This window comes from Xanthomonas sp. NCPPB 3583 (assembly GCF_041475715.2).
Classification (GTDB): domain Bacteria; phylum Pseudomonadota; class Gammaproteobacteria; order Xanthomonadales; family Xanthomonadaceae; genus Xanthomonas; species Xanthomonas euvesicatoria.
This window is the reverse complement of the sequence record NZ_CM191263.1, coordinates 3,121,268-3,139,427: the sequence shown is the minus strand read 5'-3', so window position 1 is coordinate 3,139,427 and position 18,160 is coordinate 3,121,268. Positions and strand designations below refer to the sequence as shown.

General features: G+C 66.4%; 16 protein-coding genes. 9 read left to right on the top strand and 7 right to left on the bottom strand.

Annotated elements, in window-relative coordinates:
* Window positions 1–418: 418 nt before the first annotated feature.
* From ACCQ07_RS13735 to ACCQ07_RS13720, 4 genes are all read right to left on the bottom strand, one after another.
* Window positions 419–1,294: a polyprenyl synthetase family protein gene (locus ACCQ07_RS13735; RefSeq protein ID WP_277573990.1), complete on the bottom strand. Its 876-nt coding sequence runs from the start codon at window positions 1,292–1,294 to the stop codon at window positions 419–421.
* A 1-nt stretch (window position 1,295) separates the two neighbouring features.
* On the bottom strand, window positions 1,296–1,556 hold the full coding sequence (locus ACCQ07_RS13730; RefSeq protein WP_003486852.1) for an exodeoxyribonuclease VII small subunit: 261 nt from the start codon (window positions 1,554–1,556) through the stop codon (window positions 1,296–1,298).
* Between the two features lie 31 nt (window positions 1,557–1,587).
* On the bottom strand, window positions 1,588–2,892 hold the full coding sequence (gene tilS / locus ACCQ07_RS13725; protein ID WP_071117676.1) for a tRNA lysidine(34) synthetase TilS: 1,305 nt from the start codon (window positions 2,890–2,892) through the stop codon (window positions 1,588–1,590).
* 369 nt (window positions 2,893–3,261) lie between these two features.
* A complete protein-coding gene (locus ACCQ07_RS13720) occupies window positions 3,262–4,968 on the bottom strand; it encodes an alkaline phosphatase family protein (protein WP_071117675.1) in 1,707 nt (568 codons plus the stop codon).
* 143 nt (window positions 4,969–5,111) lie between these two features.
* Here ACCQ07_RS13720 and ACCQ07_RS13715 point away from each other — a divergent pair, with 143 nt between their 5' ends.
* The 3 genes from ACCQ07_RS13715 to ACCQ07_RS13705 all read left to right on the top strand — a co-directional run bounded on the left by ACCQ07_RS13715 (window position 5,112) and on the right by ACCQ07_RS13705 (window position 8,038).
* On the top strand, window positions 5,112–6,452 hold the full coding sequence (locus ACCQ07_RS13715) for a dicarboxylate/amino acid:cation symporter (RefSeq protein ID WP_014090560.1): 1,341 nt from the start codon (window positions 5,112–5,114) through the stop codon (window positions 6,450–6,452).
* Window positions 6,453–6,461: 9 nt separating this feature from the next.
* Window positions 6,462–7,298, top strand: coding sequence for a class I SAM-dependent methyltransferase (locus ACCQ07_RS13710; protein ID WP_071117674.1), 837 nt, complete (start codon window positions 6,462–6,464; stop codon window positions 7,296–7,298).
* A gap of 248 nt (window positions 7,299–7,546) precedes the next feature.
* A complete protein-coding gene (locus tag ACCQ07_RS13705; protein WP_014090559.1) occupies window positions 7,547–8,038 on the top strand; it encodes an acyl-CoA thioesterase in 492 nt (163 codons plus the stop codon).
* 199 nt (window positions 8,039–8,237) lie between these two features.
* Here the strand turns inward: ACCQ07_RS13705 and ACCQ07_RS13700 are convergent, their stop codons facing one another.
* Together ACCQ07_RS13700 and ACCQ07_RS13695 are read right to left on the bottom strand one after the other, a co-directional pair.
* Entirely contained in the window at window positions 8,238–8,987 is a 750-nt protein-coding gene (locus ACCQ07_RS13700) for a C40 family peptidase (protein WP_071117673.1), read from the bottom strand.
* A gap of 109 nt (window positions 8,988–9,096) precedes the next feature.
* The gene (locus ACCQ07_RS13695) at window positions 9,097–9,639 is read right to left on the bottom strand and encodes a C40 family peptidase (RefSeq protein WP_029819777.1); all 543 of its coding nucleotides are present in this window, start codon (window positions 9,637–9,639) and stop codon (window positions 9,097–9,099) included.
* 109 nt (window positions 9,640–9,748) lie between these two features.
* On the opposite strand from ACCQ07_RS13695, the gene ACCQ07_RS13690 reads away from it, so the two are divergent.
* The 6 genes from ACCQ07_RS13690 (at window position 9,749) to ACCQ07_RS13665 (ending at window position 15,878) form a co-directional block, all read left to right on the top strand.
* Window positions 9,749–10,228, top strand: a complete 480-nt coding sequence (locus tag ACCQ07_RS13690; RefSeq protein WP_071117672.1) for an FKBP-type peptidyl-prolyl cis-trans isomerase — start codon at window positions 9,749–9,751, stop codon at window positions 10,226–10,228.
* 228 nt (window positions 10,229–10,456) lie between these two features.
* The gene (locus tag ACCQ07_RS13685; RefSeq protein ID WP_218541049.1) at window positions 10,457–11,701 is read left to right on the top strand and encodes a DUF418 domain-containing protein; all 1,245 of its coding nucleotides are present in this window, start codon (window positions 10,457–10,459) and stop codon (window positions 11,699–11,701) included.
* Window positions 11,679–12,959 carry an NAD(P)/FAD-dependent oxidoreductase gene (locus ACCQ07_RS13680; protein WP_372164006.1) on the top strand — a complete coding sequence of 427 codons (1,281 nt, stop codon included), beginning with the start codon at window positions 11,679–11,681 and terminating at the stop codon, window positions 12,957–12,959. The genes ACCQ07_RS13685 and ACCQ07_RS13680 overlap by 23 nt, the downstream gene beginning before the upstream one ends.
* The gene (gene gorA / locus ACCQ07_RS13675; RefSeq protein WP_071117670.1) at window positions 12,956–14,326 is read left to right on the top strand and encodes a glutathione-disulfide reductase; all 1,371 of its coding nucleotides are present in this window, start codon (window positions 12,956–12,958) and stop codon (window positions 14,324–14,326) included. Before ACCQ07_RS13680 ends, gorA begins: the two co-directional genes overlap by 4 nt.
* 408 nt (window positions 14,327–14,734) lie before the next feature.
* Complete coding sequence (locus tag ACCQ07_RS13670; RefSeq protein ID WP_033478907.1) at window positions 14,735–15,142, top strand: MGMT family protein; 408 nt, start codon at window positions 14,735–14,737, stop codon at window positions 15,140–15,142.
* A gap of 40 nt (window positions 15,143–15,182) precedes the next feature.
* Window positions 15,183–15,878 (top strand): rhomboid family intramembrane serine protease, encoded by a 696-nt coding sequence (locus ACCQ07_RS13665; RefSeq protein WP_014090553.1) that lies wholly within the window; start codon window positions 15,183–15,185, stop codon window positions 15,876–15,878.
* Between the two features lie 208 nt (window positions 15,879–16,086).
* Here ACCQ07_RS13665 and ACCQ07_RS13660 read toward each other — a convergent pair whose 3' ends face one another.
* On the bottom strand, window positions 16,087–18,102 hold the full coding sequence (locus ACCQ07_RS13660; RefSeq protein ID WP_014090552.1) for a M13 family metallopeptidase: 2,016 nt from the start codon (window positions 18,100–18,102) through the stop codon (window positions 16,087–16,089).
* Between the last annotated feature and the right edge of the window lie 58 nt (window positions 18,103–18,160).

The following is an 18,160-nucleotide window of genomic DNA, read 5'->3' as shown; positions in this document are numbered from 1 at the left end:
AAGCCAAACCTAGGCAGGACGAGCGGACGCGACAAGTTATTCAATTGCGAATATTTTTGTTCGTAGCGAACTTATGAACGCCGCTGAAATAGCACGGATGTCGACAATTCAGCTTTAAAATGTGCGATCGGTCATGTGCTGCAACTCCGAATGTGTCAACGCACGACACAAATGCAGCCAGGAAAAGTTGCAATGTGTGACCGAGTTCGCTGCTTGCGCGCCTCCGGTGCAGACGTTGACCGTGCGCTGGCGCACGGAGTGCGCAAATCGCGTCCGGCGCGTCCGCGTTATGTCGCAAATCGTCCAGATGTGGCTGCGCGAGCCACCAGCGCGCCATTGCGGCACGCGGGAAACTTCAGATCGATTCGGGCATCGGCCGTTCCCGCTCGCTGCGGTGTAGCGGCGTTGGCAACTGCGCCTAGTGCGCGCGGTTCACCGCAAACCGGCCCAAGGTGGCCAACGTCTCGCCTGGTTGCCCATAGGGCTGCAGGACGTCGTGCATGCGCGCGGCCAGCTCGGCCAGCTTCGCCTTGGCGCCATCCATCCCCAGCAGGGCGGGGTAGGTGGATTTGGCTTGCGCCGCGTCCTTGCCGGCGGTCTTGCCCAGCTGCGCCGAGCTCGATTCCACATCCAGGATGTCGTCGCGTACCTGGAAGGCCAGGCCCAAGGCGTCGGCAAATTCGTCCAGACGCTGCTGGTCGGCTGCCGCGGCGCCTCCGGTGAGTGCGCCCATCCGGACCGCCGCACGGATCAACGCGCCGGTCTTGAGCGCATGCATGCGTTGCAGATCCTGCAGCGACTGCAGTTGCCCGGTCGCATCGATATCCAGCGCCTGGCCGCCGCACATGCCGGCCGCGCCCGCAGCAGTGGCCAGGCTCTGCATCCAGCTGACGCGCAGTTCGGCGCTGGCAGGGGCAGTGGCGAGTAATTCGAACGCGCGCGTCTGCAAGGCGTCGCCGGCCAGAATCGCGGTGGCCTCATCGAAGGCGATATGCACGGTGGGCTGGCCGCGCCGCAGCGCGTCGTCGTCCATCGCCGGCAAGTCGTCGTGCACCAGCGAATAGGCGTGAATCAGCTCTACCGCCACCGCGGGCGTGTCGAGCTGATCCTCAGCAGCGCCGAACAAAGCGCCGCTTGCGTAGACCAGCAGCGGACGCATGCGCTTGCCCCCGCCCAGCACGGCATGGCGCATCGCTGCATGCAGGCGCTGCGGCGCATGCGTGGCGCGCGGCAGGCCCGCCTCCAGGCTGCGTTCGGTGCGGGCGATCCAGTGGTCGAACAGCGCCGAGCTCACCTCAGCCGTCCAGCGACGGCGGTTCGAAGGCTTCGGCAAGCTCGGGGCGGGCGGGGTCGGTCAACAAGCGCACGCGCAGTTCGGCCTGTTCCAGCGCCTGCTGGCAATCACGGTACAACCCGATGCCGCGCTCGTAGGCCGTGAGCGATTGCTCCAGGCTCAGATCGCCGACTTCCATCTTCTGCACCAGTTGCTCGAGTTCTTCCAGCGACTGTTCGAAGCGGGCAACCGGGGACGTTTCGTTCAAAGACTTCTTGGCCATCGCTAAAGTGTGCGGCGCGCGCGCAGGCGGGTCAATTCGCGTCGGCAGCCGCGCGCCATTGCAGCGCGGCGGCATTGGTCTGCAACCATGCGTCCAAGGTGGCGGAAATGATGCAGTCGCCGGCGGCGAGCACCTGCGTGCCGTCCCACAGGATCGGCAGGCGCCCGCGCTCCCACGGCGGTAGATCCAGCGCCTGCAGCAGGTGTTTGAGTTGGTGCGAATGCGTGCGCTGCGGCAGCACGACGCGCTCGCCGCCCCGGCGTGCGCGCACCAGCAGCGGTTGCGCAAAGCGCAGCCCGGGTGCGCCGAGCAACTGCAACTGCGCACCGTCGGGCAGGTGCAGGGGCGCTGCGCCGTCCCACTGCGCGTGCCAGTCCGACGGCCAGGCCGCAGCGTGGCGATGCAGAAACAGGTACTGGCGCCAGCGGCGTACTTCTACCTGTTGCCAGGCAAAGCAGGCCTGCCGATCTGCAGCGTGATTGTCGATTTCCCGTTCCAGCGCGGCCACGCCTTGCGCAGGCAGCGGCGGCGCGTGCGCCGCACTCACCCAGGCGCGCAACAGCCGTGCCCTTCGTTCCACCGGTTGCGCGCGCAATGCCTGCAGATCCAGCGCGCCGCTTGCGGTCCGCACGCTCGGCAACAACGCCATGTCCTGCTGCAGCAGTAATGCGCTGGCATCGGCGCTCAGTTGCGCACTGCGCGCCAACGCGTCGGGTGCTTGCGGCCAGCGTTGCTGCAGCAACGGCACGACCTGGCTGCGCAGGAAGTTGCGGTCATGGCGTGGGTCGGCATTGCTGGGATCTTCGATCCAGCGCAACCCTTGCGCATGCGCGTAGGCGAGCAGATCGGCGCGGGCGTGCGCCAGCATCGGGCGCCACAGCGTGCCGCTGGCGAATGGGCGCTGCGGCCGCATCGCCGCCAGGCCTTCGGGGCCGGACGCGCGCAGCGCACGCAGCAGGAAGGTTTCCGCCTGGTCGTCGCGATGGTGCGCCAGCGCCAGCCATTCGCCGGTAGCGAGCGCCTGCGCGAACGCCGCGTGGCGCGCGTGGCGTGCTGCCGCTTCCAGCCCAAGACCGCTGTCGCGTGCCACCTGCACCCGCACGATCTGCAACGGCACCTGCAGCGTGTCGCAGGTGCGTTGGCAATGCGCGGCCCAGGCATCGGCATCGGCATGCAGCCCATGATGCACATGCAGCGCGCGCAATCCTGCGTGCCGATAGCGTGGCGTCGCCGCCAGCAGATGCAGCAGCACGCTGGAATCCATCCCGCCGCTATAGGCCAGCAGCACCGGGCCGGGCGGGGTGGCTGGCAACAGGAGCGGGGTGCCGGTCAGCATAGGCGCAATCTCGCAGCGGCTCCTGCGCGCTCGGCGAGCAGATGCCATCCCTGCTGCGTGATTGCGTGTCGGCCGCCTGCCCGGGGTGTTCTCTGCTTGGGACCCATCGACGATTCCGTCGTTCCCGGCGCCCCGTAGCGCGAACAACCGTGCGCAGCTGCAGTCTGGGCTGCAACGTGCTGCCGTGCGCGGTCACCGCATCGTTCCGCTACGGCCCATCCGAGCACCACACCAACGGCTGGGGACTGCGGCTGTTCGCAGGCGCGATTGCACATGGCGGTGGCGACGCCAGGCGGGCAGGTCGAGCGGCGATGCGGCAACCGCATCACGCGCCAGCTCGCCCGCCATCGCCGCAGCGCCGCCCGCGCATCAGCGCTTGACCGCAGCCTCGAAGGTGGCCGGCCTGGGCAATTCCACCGGCACGCCGGCGGCATCGCAGGTGCCTGCCTTGCACAGGCGCTCGCGCAAGCGCGGGGTGGCCTGGACGATGACGTGGTAGATCACGTTCTCTTCCAGCGTGCCGCGGAATGCCGCGCTGCCGGGGCCGGTGGCCCAGATGCCGACATCTTCGCCGCCGTGGCTTTCGGATTTGGTCGGCACCAGCGCTTCCTGCATGTAGCTGGGGGCCTCGGTGTCGACGTGGGTCAGGTCCGGGCGGCCGGCAGCCGGCTCGCTGCTGCTGGGTTCGTGCGGATATTTCTTGGGGCCGGCCGGCTGCGCATTGCTGGCACCGGTGTAGCCGGGACCGTTGGCGTAGCTGAGCGTGGTGTATGGCTGGCCGGCCAGGTCGGTGGCCAGCTGGCTGCGGTCGCCTTCTTCGCCGCCGGTGCCGCGCACCTTGCCCAGGATCGGGTTGCCGCGCACCGGGTAGCCAACAAAGTTGAGCGTGTGCGAATGGTCGGCAGTCACGATGATCAGCGTGTCCGCTGGCGCAGTCTGCACGGCAGCGCGTACGGCATCGGACAGCGACACGGTTTCGTCGAGTGCGCGGTAGGCATTGCCGGCGTGGTTGGCGTGATCGATACGGCCGCCTTCGACCATCAGGACGAAGCCATTCGGGTCGCGCGACAGCGACTGGATCGCGGTGCGGGTCATTTCGGTCAGGCTGGGCTCGCCCTGCGGGGTGCGGTTGCGGTCGTGGTCGAACTGCATGTGGTCCGGCTCGAACAAGCCCAGCAGCGCCGGTGCACCGGACGCTGCCTGCAACTGCTGCTCGTTCCAGACATAAGCGCCCTGCGGGTGCGCCTGTTTCCATTCGGACACCAGATCGCGGCCGTCCAGGCGCAGGCCCACCTTGTCGTCGTATTCCGGGTCGCGCTCCTGCACGCTCTGGAACTGGCTGCGTCCTCCGCCCAGTACCACTTGCGGGCCTCGGCCGTAGCGGGCGGTGGAGAGCAATTGCTGGGCGATGTCCTGGCAGCCGGCAGCACGCGCCGATTCGGGAAGGTCGGTGTCGTTTTCCCAATTGCGGTCCGGCGAATGCGCATAGGTTGCCGCCGGCGTGGCGTGGGTCAGGCGCGTGGTGGTGACGATGCCGGTGGCCATGCCGGCGCTGTCGGCCAGCTGCAGCCAGCTCAGCAGGCCCTTGTTCAAGCTGTCGGCACAGTCGCTGCGGTTGCCGCTGCTGACCCCGATCGCGCCCATGTGCGACTTCACGCCGGTGGTGATCGCGGTCATGGTGCCGGCCGAATCCGGCGTCTGCGAGTCGGTGTTGTAGGTCTTGCTGAAAGCGGTGGCGGGGAATTGTTCCCACGACAACAGGTTTTCTTCGCCCGGCCCGCCCTTGCGCTGGCCGTCCAGGATGCGGGCGGCGGCGACCGTGGTCAGGCTCATGCCATCGCCCAGGAACAGGATCACGTTGCGCGCCTTGCCGGCCATGGCGCCGTTGCCGGCGGCACGGGCGGCGCCCGAGCGGTACCACCACTGCGGGGTTTCGCCCGCCGGGTGCGCCACCGGCGGTACCTCCACGCGGACCGACGCGGGTGCGGAGGTGCTGCTGCCGGTCGTGGAGGCGCAGGCGGCGACGCACAGCGTGGTCAGGGCGGCGAGGGTAGGCAGGCGGTAACGCATCGGCATCGAACTCGTGGCTGAATCAATCCCCATTATGCCGCGCTGGGTGGTGTCACACCGATGACACAGCGCTGTTCCAGCGGTGATCTCGCGGGCAGGGCAGCCCTGGGCTATGGTGCATGCACTTTCCCCCCGGAAGATTCGACGACATGAAACTGGTTGCGGCGTGGTTGCGCATTCCGTTCTGGCAACGCGTGGTGGCCGGCTTCGTCCTCGGCGCGCTGGTCGGCTGGGCCATGGGCCCGGCGGCCGATGTGTGGTTCGGTCCCCTGGGTGACCTGTACGTCACGCTGATCAAGATGATCGCCATCCCGCTGGTGTTCTTCGCGGTGATCAATGCGATCTCGTCCTTGCACGGGCAAAAGTCGGTTGCCGCACTCGGTGGACGCACGTTTTTATGGTTTGTCATCACCGCAGCATTGGCGGTGGGCGTGGGCCTGGCGGTCGGCACGATCATGCAGCCGGGCGCCGGCCATTTCAGTCTGAGCGTGGATTCGGCCTGGAAGCCGCGCGATGTGCCAAGCCCGGTCCAGGTGCTGCTGGATGTGGTGCCGTCCAATCCGTTCTACGCACTGACCGGCATCGGCACCAAGACCAACGCGGCCGGCGAAACGGTGCTGGCGGCGGGGCGTGGCTCGATCCTGCCGGTGATCTTCTTCGCCGCGTTGCTGGGCTTTGCAATGGTCAAGCTCGGCGAGCGGGTGGCCGAGGCGCGCAAGCTCACCGGGCAGATGAGCGACATCATGATCCAGGTGACGCGCTTCGTGCTGGAAATGACTCCGCTCGGCACCTTTGGCTTGATCGCTGGCCTGGTCGGCAGCTACGGCTTTTCGAAACTGCTGCCGTTCGGCAATTTCGTCCTGGCGCTGTATGTGGCCTGCGCGATCCACATTGTGGTGGTCTACAGCAGCCTGTTGCTCGCACATGGGCTGAACCCGTGGAAGTTTTTCCGCGGTGCCGCGCCTGGCATGCAGGTGGCGTTCGTCAGTTCGTCGAGCTTTGCGGCAATGCCGGTGGCAATGCGTTCGATCACGCATAACCTGGGGGTCAGCAAGGATTACGCCGCATTCGCGGTACCGCTGGGCGCCAGCATCAAGATGGATGGCTGCGGCGCGATCTTTCCGGCGTTATGCGCGGTGTTCATCGCGCAATACACCGGCGTGCCGCTGACCGCCAACCAGTATTTCGTGGTGCTGATCGCCTCGGTGCTCGGCAGCTTCGGCACGGCCGGTGTACCGGGCACGGCCGTCATCATGGCGACGGTGGTGCTCAGTGCGGCCAATCTGCCGCTGGAAGTGATCGGCTACCTGTATGCGATCGACCGCATCCTGGACATGATGCGCACCATGACCAATGTCACCGGGCAGATGCTGGTGCCGGTGCTGGTGGCCAAGGAAACCGGACTGCTCGACAAGCGCATCTACGACTCCGCCTCCACCAATGTGGGACTGGAAGAACCGCCGGCCGACAGCGCCAGACCACTGCGCTGAGGCGGCTTGATGCGTGCCGAATCTCCACTCCTGCGCGAACGGCTGCAGCAGCTGCCCGAGCTGCAGCGCATGGATGGCGTGTTCGTGCAGCGCGGCTTGGCCGACGACCCCTTCGAGACGCGCTATCTGGAGATCCGGCGCAAGGAAGGCCGGCTGTACACCGATGCGCAGGTGCGCAGCCTGCCGCGTCCGGGCGGAAAACTGGGGGCAACGCTGGAATGGCGCGTGCGCGCGCTGTCGAGCAGTTTGCTGGTGAAGCACCTGGGCACGCATGCCGGCGAGGGCGCCATCCTCGAACTCGGTTGCGGCAATGGCTGGCTATCGCACTTGCTGGCGCAGTCGCTGCAACGCGAGGTCTGCGGCATCGACGTCAATCGCACCGAGCTCACCCAGGCCGCACGGGTGTTCGGCCATGCAGCGCGCCTGAGTTTCATCGCTGGCGACATCCAGACCGTGGCACTGCCGCGCGACGTATTCGACATCATCGTGCTACCCGCCTGCGTGCAATATTTTGCTGATCCTGGCGCGTTGATCGAACGTTTGCTCGCGCATCTGCGCGAGGATGGCGAGCTGCATATTCTCGATAGCCCGCTCTACGCCACGCCGCAGCGCGGCCAGGAGAGTGCCGCACGCAGCCTGCGCTACTTCACCGAGCTGGGCGTCCCGGAGCTGGCCGCGCATTACCACCAGCATACCTACGCGACGTTCGAGCGCTTTGCGGTGCAGTGGTTATTCGACCCGCGTTGTTGGAGTGCCCGTGCGCGAAAGGCGCTCAGCGTGTCGCAGCCGCATTTTCCATGGCTGTGTCTGCGCAAGCGGGACAACCCTGGGGTGCTTGGCGGTTGAGGGTGCTTGTGGGTGTTGTTTGATAACGCCGGGCAGTGTGCGTCGGGCGATCTGGCGATGACGCTGCTCACGCTCGCATGTGAATTTCAAGGCATCCGGCATTCGCTGATGGACAGCAATGGCAACGAGGGGTGTGCCGGCCGATGTTCGTAGGCGCTCACGTCGACCGGTACGGCCATCGCGTCGCGGGTACGACGAGCTTCAACCACATGGCACACTTCCAGCTCATCCATTGACGAGGGCGGGCGGTGATTGGCCAACAGCGTGATCTGACATTTCGTTTTCTGGCCGAGCCCAGCGACGTCAACTTCGGCGGCAAGGTGCATGGCGGCGTGGTGATGAAGTGGATCGACCAGGTTGGCTTTGCCGCCGCCAGCGGTTGGAGCGGGCATTACTGCGTCACCGTGGCGGTGGGCGGCATCCGGTTCGTGGCGCCGGTGCGCATCGGCGATCTGGTGGCGGTGTCGGCCAAGCTGGTCTACACCGGCCGCAGCAGCATGCATTTGGCCATCGACGTACGCGCGCGCAGTCCGATGGGAGGCGACTCGCGCCTGTGCACGCATTGCATCATCGTGTTCGTGGCGATGGACCCGGACGGGGTCACCCCGGTCGAAGTGCCGTCCTGGCGGCCCGACACCCCGGAAGATCAACGCCTGGCCGAATATGCGCTCAAGGTGATGGAGTTGAGCAAGGGCATCGAGGACACCATGGCACGGTACAAGGCCGACACGTCGCAGTAAGCCGCGTACGGGGTAGGTCGTCTGGCCCGATGAAAGCGCATGCGGTGCGGGCAGCGTGGCTCCTGGTGCGCCTGGCACGCGGGCCGGTAGGCGCCAAGAGGCTGCGCAGTCGCACACGGACGTCGCGGCCGGGTTCCGCACAACAAAAAGGCCGCGAGATCGTCGCGGCCTTGCTTGACTGAGTCCGGGCAACCGAGCGTTACAGCACGCGACGCGCCTGGATGAACTTCTCGCTCCAGTAGCCGCTCGCCAGCGAATCCACGCGCACGTCCTTGCCGCGGCTGGGCGCGTGCAGGAACTTGCCGTCGCCGACCACCAGGCCGACGTGGTCGATACGACCGCGCTTGCCGAAGAACACCAGGTCGCCAGCCTTCAGCGCGCTCGGGTCCTTGATCAGTTCGGCCGATTCGTCGCGGGCGATGTCGCGCGAGACGCGCGGCAGATCGATGCCGAGTGCAGTCTTGAACACATAGCCGACCAGGCCGCTGCAATCGAACCCTTCGGTGGACTCGCCGCCCCAGACATACGGGGTGCCGAGCAGGGCCATGGCGCGCTGCAGGATCACCTGCACGCGGCTGTCGGCCACGGCGTTCTGGGCCGCATTGGCTGCGCTCTGCGACACGTCGTAGTTGGCAAGCAGGCGGCTGAGATCGCCGGCGAACATTGCCGAGCGATCCATCAGCGGAATGGCGTCGTTGGCAGCCAGGTGCGGAAGCAGGGCGGCCAGTGTTGCAGTGGCAGCGGCGTCGGCGCGACTACGGGTTGCGGCTTTCTCGGCGGCGACGGCGCTGTCAGGCGTGGTCGTCTGCGAAGCGGATGGCGTGCTGCTGGCGGTCTGCGCGAATGCGGGAAGTGTTGCAATCAAGAGAGCGGTGGCGCATAGCAGGCGGAGCGGTTTCCGGGGCGGAAGCGGTGCGGCGCCAGTTTTGATCTGTTCGTCGTTCGTCACGCGGGAATCACAGTTCTGCTGTCGATGCGAGATGATGCCCTGGTGAAAGAATCGTTACGTTCAAAAAAAGTTAACTTTCCGTTTTATGACTTGTGATCTGCGTCACATTTCAGTGCAAAACCCGTTTCGAACCTGAATAATGGTCACGCCAGTAAGCTCCATCAAGGAAATCCAGGCGGACCGTACCGCCCGTGGTAGGGGCATGCACGAAGCGGCCTTCACCGACATAAATGCCGACGTGGGTCACGTTGCCGCCGGAGCCGAAAAACACCAGATCGCCGGTGGCAAGTCGCTCGGGCGGGATGCGCGGGCCCTGAATTGCGGCCAGTTCGCGAGAGGTGCGTGGTAGCGCCAGGGCCAATACATCCCGGTAGACATAGGTGACCAGCCCGCTGCAGTCGAACCCGGTCTCCGGCGTGTTGCCGCCGAACCGGTACGGGGTGCCCACCAACCCCAGCGCGCGCATCAGGATGTTGTTGGCGGCGGCCGGGTCGGCTGGCGTTACCTGCGGCCACACGCGCGTTGTCGGCGGTGGCGCGGCCGGGCGCTGAACCGGCGCGTGCGATGAACAGCCCCCCAGGAGCAGCAGGCCCAGCAACAGGCTGGCCGCGGCGCAACGGGCGCGGGCGGCGAAAACTGGCGTGATATGCATGGAGCCGGGATAATGGGCGGTTCGAAAGGTCGCCATGATGGCGGCGCACCCGGCGGCCGACAAGCCGTCCTCAACCGTCTGCCACCGGGCAGCCCATTCAGAGCCAGGCATGAAGATCGAAAAAGACAGCGTCGTCCGCTTCCATTACACCGTTTCGGAGATCGGCCAGGAGCCGATCGAGAGCTCCAAGGAGCGTGACCCGTTGGCGATCATGATCGGCCACGGCAACATCATCCCGGGCCTGGAAGCGGCCATGATGGGGAAGGAGGCCGGCGAGAGCTTCGGCGTGGACGTCAAGGCCACCGACGCCTACGGCGAATACCGCGAAGGCCTGAGCCAGCGCGTACCCAAGAAGCATTTTGGCGCCACCAAGCTGGTGCCCGGCACCCAGGTCGTGCTGCAGACCAACTTCGGCCCGCGCGCAGTGACGGTGCAGAAAGTCGGCATGAGCGTGGTCGATGTGGACCTCAATCACCCCATGGCCGGCAAGGATCTGCATTTCGACGTGGAGATCGTCGAAGTGCGTGAAGCCACCGCAGAAGAACGCGACCACGGCCATGTGCACGGCGACGGCGGTCATCACCACTAAGGGTGGGGCACGCGCTCGTATGGCGGTTGGACGGGTGGGACGCCTGCGCGCCACTGACGTAGGCCGGTCATCCGGCGCTGCGCTGGCGCATGCAGTCCACGCGCATGTCGGCCCATCCGTGCGGTTTGCCGCGGCGCGTGCATGATTGCTGTTCCTGACGGCCCGCCCCATCGGCGGGCCGTTTGCATTCTGCGGCGCGCGCCGCCGTATCTGGTTGCCTGAGCCGTGATGACATCCCGCGACGTGCTGCTTCCCATTGCTGCGACCGAGCGCATCGTCGTGCTGGATGTCCTGCGCGGCGTGGCGCTGCTGGGCATTCTGCTGATGAACATCGAAGCCTTTGTCGGGCCGCTCGATCTGGCCATGACCGGAGTGGAGCCGCATTGGCATGGCGCCGACCGGGTTGCCGATGCGCTGGTTTACGTGTTCGTGCAAGGCAAGTTCTACACGCTGTTTTCGCTGTTGTTCGGCATGGGCTTTGCGGTGATGGCGCAGCGCGCCGCGCAGGCCGGGCGCGCGTTCTTCGGCCTGTATCTGCGCCGCACCCTCGGGCTGTTGGCGATCGGGCTTGCCCACGCGCTGCTGGTGTGGTCCGGCGATGTCCTGGTGACCTATGCCCTGCTGGCGTTGCTGCTGCTCAGTGCGCGCAACGTGCCGACCGTGACGCTGCCGTGGTTCGCTGCGTTGGTGTACCTGTGCGCACCCGGGCTGACCCTGCTGTATGGGGTGGCAGGCGAGTTGGCGCAGGCCGATCCTGCCGCGACGGTGCAGTGGAAAGCGGCGATGGCCGACGCCGCGCAGCAGGCGCTGGCGAATGTGCAGGCGCAGCGCGCCGCATTCGGCAGCGGCACTTACCTGCAGGCGACGGTGCAGCGCTGGCATGACTTTCAGCAGGCGATGACCGGGCTCAGCATCAATGGCCCGGCCATGCTCGGCATGTTCCTGCTCGGTAGCTGGTTCGTGCGCAGCGGTGCGATCGCCGCGCCCGAGCGCTTCCCACGCTTGTTTGCGACGCTGCGCCATGGCGTGTTGCCGCTCGGGCTGGGCGTGATGCTGGCAAGTTATGCATTGGAACCGTGGATCGATCCGGCGCGGCTGGACCTGCGCCTGTCCGGCGCCTTCGCGCTGTCGCTGATTGCAGGGCCGTTGATGTGCCTGGGCTACGCCGCATGGGTGGTGCGCCTGGCACCGCGTCTGGCATGGCTTGCGCCGGCGGGGCGGATGGCATTGAGCAATTACCTGCTGCAATCGCTGGTCTGCACCGGCATCTTCTATGGCTACGGGCTGGGCTATTTCGAACAGCTGCCGCGGGTGTGGCAACTGCCGTTCGCGCTGGCACTGTTCGCGCTGCAGGTGCAACTGAGCCGGTGCTGGCTGCACTGGTTCCGCTTCGGGCCGATGGAATGGCTATGGCGCAGCGCGACCTATCTGCAGGTGCCGCCGATGTGGCGTGGCGCTGGGCGCGCCGGGTAGCGCCTGCATGCACGGCAGCCGCGATGATGTGGTGGTGATCGGTGCGGGCGCGATTGGCCTGGCCACCGCGCTGGCACTGGTCGAAGCGGGCAGGCGGGTGCGCGTGCTCGATGCCGGTGCGCCCGGCGCGGCGACCTCCTACGGTAATTGCGGCACCATCACGCCAAGCCATGCACCGCCGCTGGCGGCGCCCGGCATGATTGCGCAGGCACTGAAATGGATGTTCACCCCGGACGCGCCGCTGTATATCCCGCCACGTCTGGATCCGGGGTTGTGGCGCTGGCTGCTGCGTTTCGCGCGGCGCTGCAATCCACGCGATTGGCAGGCCAGTGCACAGGCGCGCGCGGCGTTGTTGCACGACGCGCGGCAGCGCTTCGACGCGTGGGTGGCGCGGTACGGGTTGGAGTGCGAGTTTCGTAACGACGGGCTGGATTACGTGTTCGGCGATGCGCGCCGCTTTGCGCAATACCGCGACGAATGCGCGCTGCTGGCGCAGTGGGGGATCCGGGCCGAGGTCATCGATGGTGCGGACTACATACGCCAGAATCCCGCATTTCGCGATGGGATCGCCGGTGCGATCCACTTCCCGGGCGATGCCCATCTGCGCCCGGAGCAGTACACCGCAGAGCTTGCGAGGGTGCTGCGCGCACGTGGCGTGGTGATCGATGCGCACTGCCGCGTGCAGGCAATCGTGCCCGATGGAGCTGGCAGCTGCGTGCAGACCGAGCACGGCAAGCGCCCTGCGCGCGAAGTGGTGATCGCAACCGGGCCATGGTCGCCGGTGCTGGCGGCGCAACTTGGTTTGCGCCTGCCGGTGCAGGCCGGCAAGGGCTATTCGATTACCTACAGCGCGCCGCATCTGATGCCGCGCCGCCCGGTGGTGTTGAAGGACCGCTGGGTGTTTGTGGTGCCGTGGCGCGACCGCCTGCGCATCGGCAGCACGATGGAATTTTCCGGGCGCGATACGCAGCTCAATGCCACACGCCTGGCTGCGTTGGAGCGTGCAGCGGCCGAATATCTTCAGGCGCCATGCGGGCCTGCGGTGATCGAGCGCTGGTACGGATGGCGGCCGATGACCTGGGACGACGTGCCGGTCCTGGGCGCGGTGCCGGGCCATCCTCACGTCTGGCTCGCAGCCGGGCATGGCATGCTCGGCATCAGCATGAGCACTGCAAGCGGACAATTGATGGCCGACCTGATCACGGGCCGCGCACCCGCGCTGGACCCGCATCCTTACCGGGCGGAGCGTTTCGCATGAGTGCGCGTTACGACTACGACGTGGTGATTCTGGGTGGCGGCTCCGGCGGCCTCGCGGCTGGATTTCGCGCAGCAAAACATGGCGCGCGCGTGGCGATCATGGAGCCCGACGAACTGGGCGGCACCTGCGTCAATCTCGGTTGCGTGCCGAAGAAGGCGATGTGGCTGGCAGCCGATCTGGCCGGCAAGATCGAGTTGGCCAGCGCGCTGGGATTCGAGGTGCCGCGCCCGACGCTGGCCTGGCAGGAGCTGGTCACGCATCGGCAGGGGTACATTTCCAACATCCACGCCAGCTATCGACGCCGCCTCAACGAAGATGGCGTGGTCCTGATCCCGCAACGCGGCGTATTGCAGGACCGCCATACCGTCATGGGCAGCGACGGCGTACCGGTGACCGCCGAGCACATCGTGATCGCCACCGGCGCACACCCGCTACGCCCGGACGTGGAGGGCGCAGAACATGGCGAAGTCTCCGACGATTTCTTCAATCTCTGCCATGCGCCCGAGCGGGTCGCGATTGTCGGCGGTGGCTATATCGCGGTGGAAATCGCCGGGCTGCTGCAGGCCCTGGGAAGCCGCGTGCATCTGTTCGTGCAGGGCGAGCGCTTGCTGGAGCGCTTCGATGCGGAGCTGACCTTGCAGTTGGCCGACAACCTGCGCCATCTGGGCGTGCGGCTGCACTTCGGTTTCACCACCACCGCATTGGAGCGCGATCTGCACGGTGCGTTGCGCGTGCATGGTCATTGCGTGCATCCGCGTGAGCAGGGCAACGACGTCTTCGACAAGGTGTTTTTTGCGGTGGGTCGCCGCGCCAATACCGCCGGGCTGGGTCTGGAGGCGGTGGGCGTTGCGCTTGGCGACAAGGGCGAAGTGGTGGTGGACGACGGGCAGACCACCAACGTGCCGAATATTCACGCCATCGGCGATGTGGGCGGCAAGGTCGGACTGACGCCGGTGGCGATTGCGGCAGGGCGCAAGCTGATGGATCGCCTGTTCGGTCATCAGCCGGATGCGCGCATGGACTACGAAAACGTGCCCAGCGTGGTGTTTTCGCACCCGCCGCTTGGAAATGTCGGGCTCACCGAAGAACAGGCGCGTGCACGGTACAACGGTGCGGTGCGCGTGTACCGCAGCAATTTCCGCCCGATGCTGCACGCGCTGGCCGACGCGCCGCAGCGCAGTCTGTTCAAGCTGGTGTGCGTGGGCGAGGAAGAACGTGTGGTCGGTGTCCATCTGCTGGGTGAGAGCGCCGACGAAATGCTGCAAGGCTTTGCGGTGGCGGTGAAGATGGGCGCGACCAAGCGGGACTTCGAGGAGACCGTGGCGATTCATCCCACTTCGTCTGAGGAGATTGTGTTGATGCATTGAGGGAGGGCGCTGTCGCCATCGATGGTGGGTTGCCGCGTGGCGGCGCATGAGGCGATGCCTTGACCAATGCCAGGCTGGGATAGCCAGTGGCAGCCGTAGCCTCATCCGGCGCTGCGCGCCACCTGGTCCCCCAGTGTATCGATGGAAGAAGGGAGCGAGCCCCTGGCCCTGTGGGAGAGGGTTGGGTGAGGGTCTGGTACAAGCGACGCATCGATCCAACGCGACCTGATGTTCAAGGTTGGTTGTACCTTTATCCACCAACAAACGACGACTGATTGCGTGTCCTCGGCGGTTTGCTTTGCTGCGCCCGCACCTCAAGCCCTCTCCCGGGAGCAGAGGGCTTGCAACTTTCCCCTCGCGTGCAGGGCGATCCGCACACGCACGCTCATCAGCTGGCATGCTTGTGCGATGCCCACATCTCGCCATCCAACACCGCGCGGCAGCGCCAGCCCGCCTGCGCGCGCAGGCTCCAAGGGCGCGTCACGGTCCGGCGAGCAGGCGCGGCTGCGGATTCTTCAGGCGATCGGCGCAATTCCCGTGGGCGAGGTCGCCGGTTATGGGGAAGTTGCCCGGCGCGCGGGCCTGCCGGGCCGTGCGCGACTGGTGGCACGCGTGCTCAGCGGCAACGACGACCCGCAGCTGCCCTGGCACCGCGTATTGCGCAGCGACGGCCGGATTGCCTTGCCCGAAGGCTCGGCAGGCTACCGCGAGCAATGCCAGCGCCTGCGCGACGAGGGCGTCCAGGTGGAACGTGGCCGTGTGCGCCGGGCCAGCGCCGCGCAGCGGCTGGATGCGGCCGTGTGGGGACCTTCATAAGCCTGCCGTTATCATCGGCAGCATTCCGAAGGAAGCCGCCATGCCTCAATTGCCGCCCGTCACCAAAGCATTACTGATCGCCAACATCGGCTTGTTCCTGCTGCAATGGGCGGTGGGCGACCTGGGCGCTGGCGTGTTGCCATCGGACAGCGTGTTGTCGTGGCTGATGTTGTGGCCGCTGTCCAACGGCTTCGATGCGTTTTCGCCGGGTGCCAGCTTCATGCCCTGGCAGCTGCTGACCTACGCATTCCTGCATGGCGGCTTCAACCATCTATTTTTCAACATGCTGGCGCTCTTCATGTTCGGCGCGCCGTTGGAACAGACCTGGGGCCAGAAGCGCTTTCTCACCTACTACCTCGTGTGCGTCGCCGGCGCCGGCCTGTGCCAGTTGCTGATGGCCTGGTTCACGCAAAGCGGTGCGCCGGTCGTCGGCGCATCGGGCGGCGTGTTCGGTTTGCTGCTGGCTTACGGAATGCTGTTCCCCAATCAGCGCGTGATGCTGCTGTTCCCGCCGATTCCAATGAAGGCGCGGACCTTCGTGATCGTGTTCGGCGCGATCGAGTTACTGCTCGGGGCGACCGGTTGGCAGCCTGGCGTGGCCCACTTCGCGCATCTGGGCGGCATGCTGTTCGGCTGGCTGATGATCCGCTACTGGCGCGGCCAGTCGCCATTCGGCGGCAGCGGCGGAAGGAAGGGCGGCGGGAAGCGCAAGCCGCCGTTGCGCGTGGTGCGTTGAGATCCACGCTGCTCCGTAGGAGCGACCCTGGCCGCGATGGGGTTTTACCGGCAAGGCTTCATCTCGGCCGGGCCGCCCCTACGAAGAGCGCGTTGAGGTAAGCAACGGATGGGCGAAATGCCAGGCACAAAAAAAGAGCGCGGAGTCCGCGCTCTTCTTTATTGCCTGCCACTGCGTGCTGATTGCCAGCGACTTGCTGGCGCCTGACTCAGCGCCAGATCTTCAACTGCTCGGCATCCACGCGCTGCATCGGCTGGCCGGCCTTGCAGCTGAACGCTGCACCGAACTCGGGCAGGTTCGAGAGCGGGCCATTGGTGCGCCACTGGCCCGGTGCGCGGATGTCGGCGCTTGCGCGCTGCACCGCCTCGTTGGGCGACAACTGCTGTGCCCACAGCCCGGCCCAGGCGGTGAAGAAGGCCTGCTTGTCGGCCTCGGTGGCTGCCGGCTGCGCCTTGCTGAACGCCTGCCAGGCCAATTCGACGCCGGCCAGATCGGCCAGGTTCTCTTCGGCGGTCTGCGCACCATTGACCTTGGCGTTGGGCACGCCCGGGTACGGGTAGGCGGAGAACTGCGCGGCGACCTTGTTGGTCAGCATGGTCCAGCTCGCCTTTTCGGCCGGCGTCCACCAGCTGCGCAATTCGCCCTTGGCATCGACCAGCGAGCCCTTGGCATCGATCGCACGGGTGATCTCGTGTGCGACCAGCGCACCGTAGGCACCGTACTGCGCGGCCTGGGTGCCGCCGGTGGTCAACACCGGCGCCTGCAACACGGCGGCAGTGACGATCAGGCGGTTCTGCGCAATGTCGTAGGCCACCGCCGGCTGTTGCGGCAGCACGTCCCAGCGACGGTCGGCGTTGCCCTTGCCGATGCGCTTCATCTCTTCGCGGTGGCGCCAGGTCGAGGCGATCAGCATATTGCCGCCGAAACTGCCGCGCCCCATCGGCTGCACGGTGTAATCCAGGTCGCGTCGCGGCGCGCCGACTTCGATCTTCATCGCGGCCAGCTTGGCCTTGGCTTCGGCCACCACCTCGCCGTTGCCCCAACCGGTGCGCTCCAGTGCGGCCAGCTGTGCATCGCGCACCTGGTCTGCGATGGCTTCGGCCTGGCGACGGGTGTCGCTGCTCAGATAACGCGCCACGTACTCGCGGCCGAGCATCGGGCCGGCGGCCACGTTGATCGCGTCCAGCACCTGCTGCCAACGCTGCGGCGGCACCGCATCGCCACGCAGCAGACGGCCACGGAACTGGTATTCGGCATCGTGGAAGCTCTTGGACAGGTACGGCGCCATCGCATCGCCCACGCGCCAGCGCAGGTAGGCCTTCCATTGGTCCGGCTTGATGCTGACGATCATGCTGTCGAGTTGCTTGAACATGGCCGGGTCGGCCATCGACACCAGGTCGTCCTTGACGCCCTGCGCCTCCAGAAAGTCGGCCAGGCGCAGGTTCTTGTACTGCTTGCCCAGTTCCTTGGTGGCGATCGGTGCGTAGTTGTTGAACGGGTTGTTGATGCCCTGCACCGACTGCGCGCTACGCGCCAGCGCGGTTTCGATCTGCAGCACGGAGGCGGCGTCGGCGTCGAGCTTGTCGGCAGCGGTGCCGGTCAGCGCCAGGATCTGCTTGACGTACGCGCGGTAGCGGCCCATCAGCGCCTGGGTGTCGGCGTCGGTGCGGGTGTAGAAGGCCGGGTCGGGCAGGCCCATGCCGCCCTGCATGAAGTAGCCGATATGGCGATCGAGCGCCTTCAGGTCCACGTCCGGGCCGAAATTGAAGCCGACCGGAATACCGACCTGATGCAACGCGGCGATGGAAGCGGGCACATCCTTGGCCTTCTTGATCGCGTCGATGCGCGAGAGCAGGGGGGCGATCGGATTGGAGCCGTCCTTCTCGACAGCCGCTTCGTCCAGGCCGCTGGCCCAGAAATCGCCGAGCAGCTTCTGCACGTTGCCCTGCGGGGACTTCATCGATGCATCGAGCAACTCGCGCTGTTGCTGCAGAGCGCGCTCGGACAATTGACCCAGCGCGGTGACGGCGCCGGCCTGCGGCACGGGGTTGGCCTTGAGCCAGCTGGCGTTGGCGTAGTCGTAGAAATTGGTGCAGGCCGCCGAGACGGCCGGAGCCTTGGGCGCTGCGGCCTTCTTCTTGCGAGCGGCGTCGGCGTCGGGGGCGGACAGCAGCGAGATCAGGCTGAAGCCAAGAGCGAGGGCAAGCGGACGAATGGTGGGCATCGAGAAGAAGGGTGGCCAGATTGAAGTCGGCGGAGTTTAGCAAGGCTGCGTGCCGCGC

Excerpts from the sequence above, each read along its gene's own strand:
- ACCQ07_RS13730 (WP_003486852.1), bottom strand. The coding sequence starts at position 1,556 with ATGGCCAAGAAGTCTTTGAACGAAACGTCCCCGGTTGCCCGCTTCGAA.
- tilS (WP_071117676.1), bottom strand. The coding sequence starts at position 2,892 with ATGCTGACCGGCACCCCGCTCCTGTTGCCAGCCACCCCGCCCGGCCCG.
- ACCQ07_RS13720 (WP_071117675.1), bottom strand. The coding sequence starts at position 4,968 with ATGCCGATGCGTTACCGCCTGCCTACCCTCGCCGCCCTGACCACGCTG.
- ACCQ07_RS13715 (WP_014090560.1), top strand. The coding sequence starts at position 5,112 with ATGAAACTGGTTGCGGCGTGGTTGCGCATTCCGTTCTGGCAACGCGTG.
- ACCQ07_RS13710 (WP_071117674.1), top strand. The coding sequence starts at position 6,462 with ATGCGTGCCGAATCTCCACTCCTGCGCGAACGGCTGCAGCAGCTGCCC.
- ACCQ07_RS13695 (WP_029819777.1), bottom strand. The coding sequence starts at position 9,639 with ATGCATATCACGCCAGTTTTCGCCGCCCGCGCCCGTTGCGCCGCGGCC.
- ACCQ07_RS13690 (WP_071117672.1), top strand. The coding sequence starts at position 9,749 with ATGAAGATCGAAAAAGACAGCGTCGTCCGCTTCCATTACACCGTTTCG.
- ACCQ07_RS13685 (WP_218541049.1), top strand. The coding sequence starts at position 10,457 with ATGACATCCCGCGACGTGCTGCTTCCCATTGCTGCGACCGAGCGCATC.
- gorA (WP_071117670.1), top strand. The coding sequence starts at position 12,956 with ATGAGTGCGCGTTACGACTACGACGTGGTGATTCTGGGTGGCGGCTCC.
- ACCQ07_RS13670 (WP_033478907.1), top strand. The coding sequence starts at position 14,735 with ATGCCCACATCTCGCCATCCAACACCGCGCGGCAGCGCCAGCCCGCCT.
- ACCQ07_RS13665 (WP_014090553.1), top strand. The coding sequence starts at position 15,183 with ATGCCTCAATTGCCGCCCGTCACCAAAGCATTACTGATCGCCAACATC.
- ACCQ07_RS13660 (WP_014090552.1), bottom strand. The coding sequence starts at position 18,102 with ATGCCCACCATTCGTCCGCTTGCCCTCGCTCTTGGCTTCAGCCTGATC.